This window comes from Arthrobacter sp. MYb221, assembly GCF_002979835.1.
GTDB lineage: Bacteria > Actinomycetota > Actinomycetes > Actinomycetales > Micrococcaceae > Glutamicibacter.
Genome location: NZ_PCPW01000005.1, coordinates 166142 through 178961, shown reverse-complemented (window position 1 = coordinate 178961; position 12820 = coordinate 166142). Strand labels below are relative to the sequence as shown.

Annotated in this window: 11 protein-coding genes and 1 riboswitch; of the genes, 6 read left to right on the top strand and 5 right to left on the bottom strand. The window is 65.0% G+C overall.

The features are described 5' to 3' along the window. Window positions 1-119 precede the first annotated feature (119 nt). The 5 genes from glpX to CQ015_RS08455 form a co-directional block, all read right to left on the bottom strand. Window positions 120-1094, bottom strand: coding sequence for a class II fructose-bisphosphatase (gene glpX, locus CQ015_RS08475; RefSeq protein ID WP_105649855.1), 975 nt, complete (start codon window positions 1092-1094; stop codon window positions 120-122). Window positions 1095-1179: 85 nt separating this feature from the next. Next, window positions 1180-2457, bottom strand: coding sequence for a Na+/H+ antiporter NhaA (gene nhaA / locus CQ015_RS08470; protein ID WP_258138096.1), 1278 nt, complete (start codon window positions 2455-2457; stop codon window positions 1180-1182). A gap of 594 nt (window positions 2458-3051) precedes the next feature. After that, window positions 3052-3681, bottom strand: a complete 630-nt coding sequence (locus tag CQ015_RS08465; protein ID WP_105569776.1) for a methylated-DNA--[protein]-cysteine S-methyltransferase — start codon at window positions 3679-3681, stop codon at window positions 3052-3054. After that, the gene (locus CQ015_RS08460) at window positions 3678-4178 is read right to left on the bottom strand and encodes an RNA polymerase sigma factor (RefSeq protein WP_105569777.1); all 501 of its coding nucleotides are present in this window, start codon (window positions 4176-4178) and stop codon (window positions 3678-3680) included. Before CQ015_RS08460 ends, CQ015_RS08465 begins: the two co-directional genes overlap by 4 nt. Window positions 4179-4439: 261 nt before the next feature. Then, complete coding sequence (locus CQ015_RS08455) at window positions 4440-5078, bottom strand: histidine phosphatase family protein (RefSeq protein WP_181148450.1); 639 nt, start codon at window positions 5076-5078, stop codon at window positions 4440-4442. Between the two features lie 37 nt (window positions 5079-5115). Further along, window positions 5116-5210, top strand: a riboswitch (SAM riboswitch). An 85-nt stretch (window positions 5211-5295) separates the two neighbouring features. On the opposite strand from CQ015_RS08455, the gene CQ015_RS08450 reads away from it, so the two are divergent. The 6 genes from CQ015_RS08450 to ptsP all read left to right on the top strand — a co-directional run bounded on the left by CQ015_RS08450 (window position 5296) and on the right by ptsP (window position 12819). Then, a complete protein-coding gene (locus CQ015_RS08450; protein ID WP_105649854.1) occupies window positions 5296-6663 on the top strand; it encodes an O-acetylhomoserine aminocarboxypropyltransferase/cysteine synthase family protein in 1368 nt (455 codons plus the stop codon). Next, on the top strand, window positions 6663-7157 hold the full coding sequence (locus CQ015_RS08445) for a CoA-binding protein (RefSeq protein ID WP_105569780.1): 495 nt from the start codon (window positions 6663-6665) through the stop codon (window positions 7155-7157). The genes CQ015_RS08450 and CQ015_RS08445 overlap by 1 nt, the downstream gene beginning before the upstream one ends. 202 nt (window positions 7158-7359) lie before the next feature. Beyond that, entirely contained in the window at window positions 7360-8136 is a 777-nt protein-coding gene (locus CQ015_RS08440) for a DeoR/GlpR family DNA-binding transcription regulator (protein ID WP_105649915.1), read from the top strand. Beyond that, a complete protein-coding gene (locus CQ015_RS08435; RefSeq protein ID WP_105649853.1) occupies window positions 8133-9110 on the top strand; it encodes a 1-phosphofructokinase family hexose kinase in 978 nt (325 codons plus the stop codon). The genes CQ015_RS08440 and CQ015_RS08435 overlap by 4 nt, the downstream gene beginning before the upstream one ends. 2 nt (window positions 9111-9112) lie before the next feature. Next, complete coding sequence (locus CQ015_RS08430; protein ID WP_105649852.1) at window positions 9113-11128, top strand: fructose-specific PTS transporter subunit EIIC; 2016 nt, start codon at window positions 9113-9115, stop codon at window positions 11126-11128. Then, window positions 11125-12819 carry a phosphoenolpyruvate--protein phosphotransferase gene (gene ptsP, locus CQ015_RS08425; protein ID WP_105649851.1) on the top strand — a complete coding sequence of 565 codons (1695 nt, stop codon included), beginning with the start codon at window positions 11125-11127 and terminating at the stop codon, window positions 12817-12819. Before CQ015_RS08430 ends, ptsP begins: the two co-directional genes overlap by 4 nt. Window position 12820 lies beyond the last annotated feature (1 nt).

The following is a 12820-nucleotide window of genomic DNA, read 5'->3' as shown; positions in this document are numbered from 1 at the left end:
GGGTGGCGGCCATTGTTCTCGAATGGGCCTCGAGGGAACGCTTCCAAATCGTTGGTTTGCTGCGACGCAGCCACGCCATTGCGCATGACCGTGCTGCCCTGGTTATTGGGGCTTAGCCGCTACGCCCATTTGCTGGTTGAATGCTCCGCATCGATCACGCGAACCGTTCGGGATTTCGAGCGCATCACGATCGATTGTGTGTGAATAGTCCGCGGCCCGGTCCGCAGCCCCTGCAGCAAGTCACCGTCGGTGATGCCCGTGGCCGCGAAATAACAGTTGTCGCTGCGGACCAAGTCACCGGTGGAATACACCTTATCCATATCCAGGCCCGCAGCCAGGCCGCGTTCGCGCTCTTCGTCGCTGGTTGGATGCATCCGTCCCTGGATAACCCCGCCGAGGGCCTTGATGGCGCACGCGGTGATCACTCCTTCCGGAGAGCCGCCAACGCCCATCAACGCGTCGATGCCGGATCCTTCACGCACCGCCGCGATCGCCGCTGCCACATCACCGTCGACCAGTGCCTTGGTCCGAGCGCCAGCCGCATGAATTTCTTGAACCAGATTCTGGTGCCGTTCACGATCGAGTACGCTCACCGTCAACTGGCGAATATCGACTGACTTTGTCTTCGCGATCAACCGCAGGTTTTCCTTCACCGGCAACCGCAAATCCACGTATTCCGCGGCTTCGGGGCCGGTCACCAACTTCTCCATATAGAACACCGAAGAGGCATCGAGCATCGACCCGGCATCGGCGACGGCCAGCACGGACAGTGCATTTTCGAGGCCCATGGCGGTCAGCCGGGTGCCATCGATCGGGTCGACTGCCACATCGCATTTCGCGCCCTCACCGGTGCCCACGCGTTCACCGTTGAACAACATGGGTGCCTGGTCTTTTTCGCCCTCGCCGATCACCACGGTCCCGTCGAAACGCACCGAGGAAAGCAGCGAACGCATCGCGTCCACGGCGGCCCCGTCTGCGCGCAGCTTGTCCCCCGCCCCCACCCACGGGCCAGCGGCAATTGCCGCCGCTTCGGTCGCCCGCACCAGCTCCAAGGCCAGGTTTCGGTCGGCATGCAGAGAAGAAATATCAGGCATCAGATCAACTGCTTTCTACTACGTGGGCCCTTGCAGGACCTAATTTTTGAACCACAGGCAGGCTCCGGGGCAATAGCCTTCGACGTTATGCCGAAGAAGATGAGTCTGCGCGGTACTTCCGGTTACGCACTGCGAGGATCAGGGCACCAATCACGGCGGCAAGCAGCGAGCCGCACAGCACCCCGACCTTGACATACTGCGCTTCGGCACCGTCTGCGCCAAAGGCAAGTTCACCAACCAGCAGCGAGACCGTGAAGCCGATTCCGGCGACGAAGGCCATCCCGAGCACGTCCACCCACTTGATCGACCGGTCCAGCGTGATCCCCGGAATCCTCGTGACCAGGAAGGTGGAGGCGGTGATGCCAATGGATTTACCCAGCACCAGGCCGGCAATGATGCCTATGGCCACCGGGCTGAGCAGTGACTCGGTGAGCCCCGACAGCCCTCCCACGGCCACGCCCGCGGCGAAGAACGCGAACACGGGGATGGCGATCACCGATGAGGGTACGCTCCAGCGGTCCGCAAAATGCGCCGCCAACCCGTCATATACGGGTTGGCCCTCTTTGGTCGTGCCGATCTTCACTCGCGCCCGCGACGTCGCGACCACCGGGACCATGAAACCTAGCAGCACCCCGGCCACGGTCGCGTGGATACCCGAAGCGTGCACCAGCGCCCACACCGCGATACCTAGCGGCATCAGGATCCACCACGCACGCACGCCGCGCTGCACGGCGAGCGCAAACACCAACAGCGGAATCACGGCCAGCGCCAGCGGCAGCCACGCTAGATCGTCGGTGTAGAAGATCGCGATGATCGAAATCGCCAAGAGGTCGTCAACTACCGCCAGGGTCAGCAAGAACGTGCGGAGCGCCGGTGGGAGGAACTTTCCGACTACTGCGATAACCGCGACCGCGAAGGCAATATCGGTGGCGGCAGGAATCGCCCAGCCGTTGATCGCGTCGCTCCCGGAGCTGGTGATCACCCACGCGTAGAACAGCGCCGGCAGGGCTACGCCGCCGACTGCGGCAGCGATGGGGACCAATGCGGTGCGCGGGTTGCGAAGCTTGCCGACAACGAACTCTTCCTTCAATTCCAGGCCGACCACGAAGAAGAAGATTGCCAGCAGCCCGTCGGCTGCCCACGTGCCTACCGAAAGATTCAGGTGCAGTGCCTCGGGGCCGAAGGTGAAGTTCCGCAGATCCTCATACCAGGACGCGGCAGGGGAATTGGCAAGGATCAGGGCAGCAACCGTTGCGCACAGCAGCAACAAGCCGCCGACCGAGTCTTGCTTTAATGTTTGGTGGATTCCACGCCAGATGGAATGGGGTGCTTGACGGATAACGTCGGAAGAAGGGTGCGACAAAGTAAGGTGTCTTTCTCAGAAGTGGAATGCGGGCGCGAAGGCGCGCGGAATCCACCGATCAAGAAAGAGAGTAGAGAGCCGCGCAGATTAGGAGCGCGGTGGTGGACAGCCGGCGATTTCGCCATGGGCGTTGGTTCCCCAGGAACTCATCCACCCGTTAGTGCCGCTAGCCCGTTTGGTCAGCAATTTTGAGTTCGGGAACACGGCAGCGATCAACCGCTGCACGTGGGACGAAACCAAAAAGGACATGCTTCAACACTAACATGAACCGGGCAGGCAGCGTTTGGAATACGCCACTAGTGCGGGGCCAGAACAGCCATAGAAAACCTGTTGCCCGGCCCCGAGGTGAAGGCGTTTTGCAGCGGGGTTCGCTGCTGAATAGTTCCTCGTGTTACTGACTTGTCAATCACTCACCCGAGCACCGCACCGTCGGAACTGAAGGGTGGGGTCGCGTACCCCACCACGCCGATGCTCTTCACTGCGCGGGGCGCCATGCCGCTTGCCGGCTGCAGCGCCTGCCCCGTCAGCCACGGCGACTGCGGCCGACGACCAGCACCACTCCTAGGCCCGTGCGGCCCGTCTCCGGGGCTCGGGCTAGAAAAGGACCGGGGCGTCCTCTGAACGATCCGGATTTTCCATCCGGAGCAGGTAGGTCTTGGTCTGCAGCCCACCCAGATAGCCGCCGAGCGAACCATCGGTGCGCAGGACTCGGTGGCAGGGCAGGACGATGGGCAGCGGATTGGTGGCGCATGCCGATCCAACCGCGCGCACCGCCTTGGGCTTGCCGAGCCTTTCGGCCATCCGGGCATAGCTCCAGGTTTCGCCGTAGCCTATCTGGCTCAGTTCCAGCTGGACTTGCCTGCGGAATTCGGTCGAGAGGCGCAGGTCCAAGGGCACTTCGAATTCCTGCCGTTCCCCGGCAAAGTACTCTTCGAGCTGCCAGGCGGCATTGTCCAATTTTGCTGGCGCGCGCAAGATCCGCGCACCCACTTTGTCGGACAGGATGTCGAGGATCGATTCATGCCCCTCGCTTTCGAAGGCGACCCGAACCAGCCCCACCTCCGTGCAGGCCATGAGCAGCCGTCCGATAGGCGAATCGACTACCCGATAGGCGATATCGATCAACTGCCGCTCCCCCGCGCTGCGCTCCAGGCGCGTATGGAGCTCACCCAGCAGCTGTGCCTCGGATGAGGTCGGGTTGGAGTCTGGAGTTTGCGTGTTCATCGGTCGCCTCCTGGCAGTTGATCCTGCGACAGGTGGGTGCGCAGGTTCTTGATTCCGTCGGCTGAAGCACGCCGGGCAGCATCCGCGCTGCCGGAGAGAATCTCAGCGATTTGGGCATAGCTGAGCCCACCCAGATAACGGTAGGCCACGACCAGCCGTTGCTTTTCGGGCAGCAGCTTCACCGCCTGCCACAGCTCCAGGTTTGCCACGTGGTCCTCCGCGCTGGTTTCGGTCGATACGCGTTTGGGCGGCTCGACCTCGGCTTGGCTGAGTTCCGGCTTGTGCCGGCGGAGTTCATCGATGGCCCTGCGGTGGGCGATGCGCACCAGCCACGCTTGGACATTCGCCTCCTCATCCAGCTCCGGGTACGCCTTCAGCGCGGAGAGAAACGTTTCGGACCAGGCATCCTGTGCGCGGTGTTCATCGAGCAGGGCGCGGCAAACCCGAAGGACGCTCAGCCCGTGGGCCTGGACGATGCGTTCAAATGGTTGTTTCATGCTGCTCCTGATTCGGTGCTGTCACCATGTAAACGTACCGCCGCGATGTTTTGTGAGGTTTTGTGAGGTTTTTCTTTAATCGAGATTCTCCGCAGTAGCCTGGCGGTGGTGGAGCAGCGCCGGCCCGGTACCGGGCAGAGAACCGGGAGGAACCGCTTGGTGCATCCGGCGTTTTCCGTGCATGCGTCCGTTTTAATCCAGGCTGGCTCGGTTGCGGCTCCAGGCAGCGCCAGGTTGCGCGGAGTTGGGTGGAAAACGAGCTTAGCGGGCGCCGGCAAGATCGTGTTCCTGGACGAGCTCGGCGAGCCGGTCAAGGTTGACCGGAATGACTTCGCCATTTTCAACGCCCCGCTCGGCTCGGGTCCCGGCGAGCGCGTCGCGGGTGATGCGCATGGCGGCGCCGTGGCTGACCACCAGCATGCGTCGGCCGGGGTTTGCCTGAACCAGCTCGGTCAACGCGAGCAGCATCCGCTGCAGCACCAGTTCACGGCTCTCGGCTTGTCCCGCCAGCGCAGCCGCTTCCCGCTCGGTCACTTCGATCATGACCCGCCCTTCGAGCGGACCGAAGCCTCGTTCAACCGCCTGAGCAACCGGGGCACCGGTGTCGACGCCGAGTTCGGCGGCGATGAGCGCGGCGGTCTCCTGGGCGCGGGACAGCGGGGAGGCGAGCACCAGATCCCAGCCGTCCCCCATGAGCGCTCGCCCGGCCGCGCGCGCCTGTTCACGACCGGTCTCGTTCAGCTCGATGTCGGTGCGGCCCTGAAGCCGACCCGCAAGATTCCAGTCGGTCTGCCCGTGTCGTACCAGTGCTAGCGCGGTGTCCATAATTCGAGCATAGGGTAATCGCGCAACCGCACCCGAATCGGCCTGCGCCTTAACCTTCGCAACCTTAGGACTCATTGTTGGGTCATCCCGGGACATGTTGACAGACTATTACTTACCATCCCGAGCGGCCGAGAGATCTGGTTTGATGACGCCGCAGCAACCTGCCACAGCCGGTGGATCAGGTGCTACCGCCAGAACCGATGGAGCTGCTTTCCACTGAATCCCAGGGGTTAAGCGACATTGATCCGGGATTCCTGCCGAAGACCCAGTCGACAAGGAGTCGTAAGCCACCATGGCCGACCACAAGTTTGGATTCCGCACCCGCGCGCTACACGCGGGCGGCACCCCCGACGCCGAGCATGGCGCACGCGCCGTGCCGATCTACCAGAGCACCTCATTCGTCTTCAAAGACACCGATGATGCGGCGAACCTTTTCGCCCTGCAGAAATACGGCAACATCTATTCGCGCATCGGCAATCCCACCGTGGCGGCTTTCGAGGAACGCATGGCCTCCCTCGAAGGCGGCATCGGCGCGGTAGCCACCGGCTCCGGCATGGCAGCCGAGTTCGTCACCTTCGCGGCGCTGGCACAGGCCGGAGACCACATTGTGGCCTCCTCCAAGCTCTACGGCGGCACCATCACCCAGCTGGACGTCTCCCTGCGCCGCTTCGGCATCAACACCACCTTCGTCGATTCCAACGAGGCGGCCGACTTCGAGGCTGCCATCCAGGAAAACACCAAGGCCGTCTACACCGAGATCGTGGCGAACCCCTCCGGCGACATTGCAGACCTAAAGGGCCTGGCCGAGGTGGCGCACCGGCACAACCTGCCGCTGGTGGTCGACTCCACGCTGACCCCGCCGTACCTGCTGCGCCCTATCGAGCACGGCGCGGACATCGTGATCCACTCGGCTACCAAGTTCATCGGCGGGCACGGCACCACCTTGGGCGGCGTGGTCATCGAGGCCGGCACCTTCAACTGGGGCAACGGCAAGTTCCCCACCATGACCGAACCGGTGCCGAGCTACGGCAACGTGTCCTGGTGGGATAACTTCGGCGAGTACGGCTTCCTGACCAAGCTGCGCAGCGAACAGCTCCGCGATTTCGGTCCCTCGCTGCCGGCCCAGTCGGCCTTCCAGCTGCTGCAAGGCCTGGAGACGCTGCCGCAGCGCATGGACAACCACCTGGCCAACGCGAAGCAGATCGCCGCGTGGCTCGAAGCCGATGACCGCGTCAGCTATGTGAACTACGCGGGCCTGGAATCCCACCCCCAGCATGAGCGGGCCACCGAATTGCTGCCCCTGGGCGTCGGTTCGGTCTTCAGCTTCGGCGTGAAGGGTGGACGCGCGGCGGGCACCAAGTTCATCGAGGCATTGCAACTTGCCAGCCACCTGGCGAATATCGGAGATGCGCGCACCCTGGTGCTGCACCCGGGCTCCACCACGCACCAGCAGCTGAGCGCCGAGCAGATGATTGCCGCCGGCGTTCCGGAGGACCTGATCCGCTTGTCGGTAGGCCTGGAGGACGTCGAAGACATCATCTGGGACCTTGACCAGGCGCTGAGCGCCTCGCAGGCACAGGCCGCGGCCGAACAGCTCGACACTCCCACCTATGACGGCGCCGCCTGCGCCGTGCCAGCCGCTTCGAAGGGAGCGAACTAATGAGCATCGAAGAACGCACCTGGCAGGCGCCCGGCGCGGCCGAACGCCTGCAGATCCTGCGCGATACAAAGGTCATCGCCATCGTTGGCGCCTCGAACAAGCCCTCGCGTGCGAGCTACTTCGTCGCCACCTACCTGCTGTCCTCCTCGAAGTACACGGTGTACTTCATCAACCCGGTGCTCGACGAGATTCTGGGCCAGCCGGTCTACAAGTCGCTGGCAGACCTGCCGGAGACCCCGGATCTGGTTGAGGTCTTCCGAAAGCACGATGACCTTCCCGGCGTACTGGATGAGGCCATGGCGGTGGGCGCGAAAACGCTGTGGCTGCAGCTTGGCTCCTGGCATGAGGAAGTCGCCGCACGCGGCGAGGCGGCGGGCTTGAACGTGGTCATGGATCGTTGCGTCAAGATTGAGCATGCACGCTTCCACGGCGGCTTGCGCCTGGCCGGATTCAACACCGGAGTCATTTCTTCCAAACGCCAGATACTGGCGTAGACCTCGGCTTAATACCTCAATCGGTGGGATCCCTCTGCGGAGGGGTCCCACCGATTTTTGTCTTTTGAACAGAAAACCCCACGCAATCAAAGATTAATCCACAATATTTTTGGATTTCATCTTGACTACCCCACACAAACGGGCATAAAGTCATGGAAACACAGATTCATGTGTTGTAGGTCATGACTTCATGGAGGCGCAGATGTTTGCCGAGGAAAGACACCGGCTAATCACGGATCAGCTGGCGAGCGCCGGGAAAGTAACCGTCGCTCAGCTGGCCCAGCGCTTCGAGATCACCGCCGAAACTGTCCGCCGCGATCTGGCCCAGATGGAATCAGAGAACCTCTTGCGCCGCGTGCACGGCGGTGCGGTCGCGGCCAGCGAGGCGAGCACCCGCGAGGAAAGCTACGTGGCACGCACGGCCATCCACGCCGAAGCCAAAGCCCGGATTGCCCAGCGCGCGTTGAGCCTGCTCCCGGTCTCCGATGCCTCGGTCATTCTCGATGCGGGAACCACCACCGAAATTCTCGCCGAACGCATGGTGAAAACCAACGCAGGTTCGGGGCTCGTGGTGATCACCCACGCGCTGCCGATCGCCACGGCGCTGGTGCAAAGCCCAGACATTGCCTTGGAAATGATTGGCGGACGAGTTCGCGGAATCACCGGTGCCAGCAGCGGAGCACGCACGGCACAGGAGTACTCCAACTACCGCGCAGACATCGCCTTCATCGGAACCAACGGCCTGCATGCCGGCTTCGGGCTGAGCACCCCGGACCCATTGGAAGCCGCTGTCAAAACGGCGCTGGTCGCCAGCGCCCGCCGAGTGGTCCTCCTGGTGGACTCATCAAAATTCGAGCAGGAAACCCTCGTCCGCTTCGCGCGGCTGGACCAGGTGGACACGATCGTCACCGATTGCGCCCCGGAAGCCAAGCTGTCCCGCGCCCTCGAACTAGCCGAGGTAGAGGTAGTGATCGCATGATAATCACCCTGACCTGCAACCCGGCCTTGGACAAGACCATCGAGCTGCTTGATCCGCTGGCGCACGGAGCCGTCCAACGCGCGGCCAACAGCCACACCCAAGCCGCCGGCAAGGGAGTCAACGTTTCCCGGGGGATCGCGATCGCCGGCGCCCAGACCCTGGCTCTACTCCCCGGGGCCACCGATGACCCCCTGATCGCGGCGCTGCGCGGCGACGGACTTGAGTTCAAGGCGCTGCCCATCGATGAGCCCTTGCGCACCAACGTCACCATCACCGACCCGGATGGCACCACCACCAAGATCAACGAATCGGGTCCGGTGCTCACGGCCGAGGCGCTGAGCGCATTGAGCGCGCTGGTGCTCGAATCCGCTGCCGGAGCCCAATGGGTGGTGATGGCCGGCTCGCTGCCCCCGGGCGCACCCGCAGATTTCTACGCCCAGCTCACCGCGGCACTGCGCGATTCGCTCGGGGTGAATTGCCCGAAAATCGCCGTGGACACCTCCGGTGAACCGCTGCGCCAGCTCTTTGCGCACGGCCCAGGCCACGTTCCGGATCTGATCAAGCCAAATGCCGAGGAATTGGCCGAACTGGTCGGTTCGCAACTCACCGAGGAGCAGCTCGAGGCCGACGCGGAGCTGGCCGCGAGCACCTGCCGCGCCCTGCTCGAACGCGGCGCCGGCGCGGTGCTTGCCACCCTCGGAGCGCACGGCGCCGTGCTGGCAACGGGCCAGGGCGCCTGGCATGGCTGGCACCAACCGATCACCGCCCGCAGCACCGTGGGCGCCGGAGACTCTTCGCTGGCAGGCTATCTGCTAGCGGCTACCTCCGGGGCAGCACCGGATCAGTGCCTTGGCTCCGCCATCGCCTACGGCGCAGCGGCGGCATCGCTTCCCGGCTCAACCATTCCCGCACCATCCGATCTCACCGTGGACGCCGTCACCGTTCTCGCACTCACCCCAAGGCAAGGATCATAGCTATGAGCGACCTGATCACCACCCAGCTCGTCACCCTCGACGCGCACTTGGGCACCTCGACCACCGAGGTCATCAACCATCTGGCAAATCTGGTGGCCCAGGCCTCCCGCGCCACCGACGCCTCGGCTTTGGCCGAGCATGCGCTGGCCAGAGAAGCCAAAACGGCAACCGGCGTCCCCGGCGGCATCGCGATCCCGCACTGCCGTTCGGCGGCAGTAACCATCCCGACCCTGGCCATGGCGCGCCTGGCCACTCCGGTGGACTTCGGTGCCAAGGACGGCCCCGCGGATCTGATCTTCTTCATCGCCGCCCCGGAAGGCGCCGACAAGGATCATTTGAAGCTGCTCTCCAAATTGGCCCGCGCGCTGGTCAAGAAGACCTTCACCGGCGCCCTGCGTGAAGCCAAGAGCGACGAGGAAATCGTCGCACTGGTTTCCGCGGTGATCTCCGATAGCCCCACGGCGCCCGCCGCGGCGGCCGCCGCACCTGCCGAGCAGCCCGAAGCGCCGGCTGCTACCGCGAAGGCCTCCAAGATCGTTGCGGTCACCGCCTGCCCCACAGGCATTGCGCACACCTATATGGCGGCCGACTCGCTGGCGCAAAGCGCCGCGGAGCTCGGCATCGACTTCGCCGTGGAAACCCAGGGCTCCTCCGGCTCAACCGCCTTGGACCCGGCGGTGATCGAAGCCGCCGACGCGGTGATCTTCGCGGTAGACGTCGATGTGCGTGACCGCTCGCGTTTCGCCGGCAAGCCGGTGATCCAGGTTCCCGTCAAACGCGGCATCGACGAGCCGGAAAAGCTCCTGCAGGATGCCATCGCCGCGGCCACCGACCCCAACGCGCGCAAGGTTCCCGCCGGCACCGCCGCCGCGGAATCCGAACAGGGCGGCGGCAAGCAAGGCTTCGGCGCCGACCTGAAGCGTGCACTGCTCACCGGCGTCTCCTACATGATCCCGTTTGTCGCCGGCGGCGGCTTGCTGATCGCCTTGGGCTTCCTGCTCGGCGGTTACGACATCACCGACGTGGCCGATCAGTACCTGGCGGAAACTACGCTGTTCAATCTGCCGAACGAGGGGCTCCTGGCCTTCCTCGGCGCGGTCGCCTTCAAGATCGGCGGGTTGTCCATGGGCTTCCTGGTGCCGGCGCTGGCCGGCTACATCGCCTACGCCTACGCCGACCGTCCGGGCATCGCCCCCGGTTTCACCGCCGGTGCGGTGGCCGGGTTCATGGGAGCCGGCTTCCTCGGCGGTATCGTCGGCGGCCTGATTGCCGGACTCGCGGCACGCTGGATTAGCTCGTGGAACGTTCCGCGCTGGCTGCGCGGCCTGATGCCGGTGGTGATCGTGCCGCTGCTGGGCTCGATCATCGCCTCGGGGCTGATGATCCTCTTCCTTGGCGGCCCGATCGCAAAACTCACCGAAGCCTTGAACTCATGGCTTTCGGGCATGTCGGGCACCGCCGCGGCAATTCTTGGACTGATTCTCGGCCTGATGATGGCGGTGGATCTGGGCGGACCGGTCAACAAGGTCGCTTACTCCTTCGCCGTGGCAGGGCTGGGAGCCGGCTCGATTACCGATAACCCGGCACCGCTGATGATCATGGCGGCGGTTATGGCCGCGGGCATGGTTCCACCACTGGCCATGGCGCTGGCCACCGCGGTCTCCCCGAGGCTCTTCACCGGGGCCGAACGCGAGAACGGCAAGGCGGCCTGGCTGCTCGGTGCCGCGTTCATCTCGGAAGGGGCAATCCCCTTCGCCGCGGCGGATCCGCTGCGCGTCATCCCGGCCTCGATGGTCGGCGCCGGGGTCACCGGTTCGCTGATCATGACCTTTGATGTGGTCAGCCAGGCACCGCACGGCGGAGCCTTCGTCTTCTTCGCGATGAACAACACCTGGCCGATGTTCTTGCTGGCAACGCTCATCGGCACGCTGGTCTCCGCGGCGCTGGTGATCATCTTGAAGAAATTCGTCCGCAAGTCCGCGACGCCGGGCGTAGAGAATGCGAAGGTCGGCGCATGAGCACCCACAGCGTAGAAAAGTTCTCCGGCGTCGGGGTCAGCGCGGGCCGGGTCATCGGCACCGTGCGGCGCATGCCCGATCCGATCAGCGCCCCGGCCGACGGCGCCCCGTTTGCCCCGGGGGCCAGCGTGGAGAGCGAAACCGCCCGCCTGGCCGAGGCCACCGCGGCGGTCGCGGCCCAGCTGAAGGAACGCGCTGTGCATGCCACCGGAGACGCGCAGGCGGTGCTCAAGGCCACCGCGCTGATGGCCAGCGACCGCAGCCTGCTGAAGTCTGCGACGAAGCTTGTCGCCTCGGGCACCTGCGCCGAATCCGCGCTCTGGGAAGCCGCCGACGCGGTGGCCACCCAGCTTGCGGCGCTCGGCGGCTACATGGCCGAACGCGCCGGCGACGTGCTGGATGTGCGGGCGCGCATCGTGGCCCAGCTGCGCGGGGTCCCCGCCCCGGGAATCCCCGATTCGGACGAGCCCTTTGTGCTCGTTGCGGTGGACCTGGCCCCGGCGGATACCGCCACCCTGGATCCGGCCAAGGTCTTGGCGCTGGTCACCAGCGACGGCGGACCGCAGTCCCACACCGCGATCATCGCCCGCTCCCTGGGCTTGCCTGCCATCGTCGCGGCGAGCGAGACCACCGCGCTGCATGATGCGGACCGGGTGTATGTGGACGGCATCGACGGGCTGGTGGTGCGCAACCCCACCGAGGTCGAGGTCGCCATCGCGCGCACCTACGCCAACCGCGAGCAGTTGCCGGACTTTGACGGCAGCGGCGTGCTGGCCGACGGGCACCGCGTCCCGCTGCTGGCCAACGTCGGAAGCGGCGAGGACGCGCAGGCGGCCGCCGCGGCCGGAGCCGAAGGCGTGGGCCTGCTGCGTACCGAGTTCTGCTTCCTGGGACGCGAAAAGGAACCTTCCCACGAGGAGCAGGTCGCGGCCTACGGTGCGGTCTTCGCGGCGTTCGCGCGGCAGAAGGTCGTGGTGCGCACGTTGGATGCCGGCGCCGACAAGCCATTGCCATTCCTCACCGATGCCAGCGAGCCGAACCCGGCCCTCGGGGTGCGCGGCTACCGCACCGATACCACCAGTCCCGGCGTGCTGGCCCGCCAGCTCACCGCGATCTCCGAGGCGGCCGCCGCCCACCAGGCCGAGGTCTGGACCATGGCCCCAATGATTTCCACGCCCGCCGAGGCACAGGATTTCGCGGCGCTGGTCGCCGAGGCGGAGCTGCCCACCGCCGGGGTGATGATCGAGGTGCCCTCGGCCGCGCTGTTGGCCGAGCGGATCCTGGAACGCTGCGATTTCGTCTCCATCGGAACCAACGACCTGACGCAGTACACCATGGCCGCCGACCGGCAGCTGGGTTCGCTGGCGGAACTCAACGACCCCTGGCAGCCTGCGGTGCTGCACATGGTCGCGGCCACCTGCGCCGGGGCGCAAGGCGCCGGGGCCAAACCGGTAGGCGTGTGCGGTGAAGCCGCGGCAGATCCCGCGCTCGCGGTGGTGCTGGTAGGCCTGGGAGTCAGCACGCTGTCGATGAATAAGCGTGCGCTCGCTCCGGTTGCTGCAGTGCTTCGCACCGTGGACCTGGCGGCCGCGCAGGATTTGGCACGCCTCGCCCTGCGGGCGGCCTCGGCGGAAGAGGCTCGCGCTCTGGTGCGCGCGCAGCTGCCCGAACTCGACCGTTTCGGACTGTAAC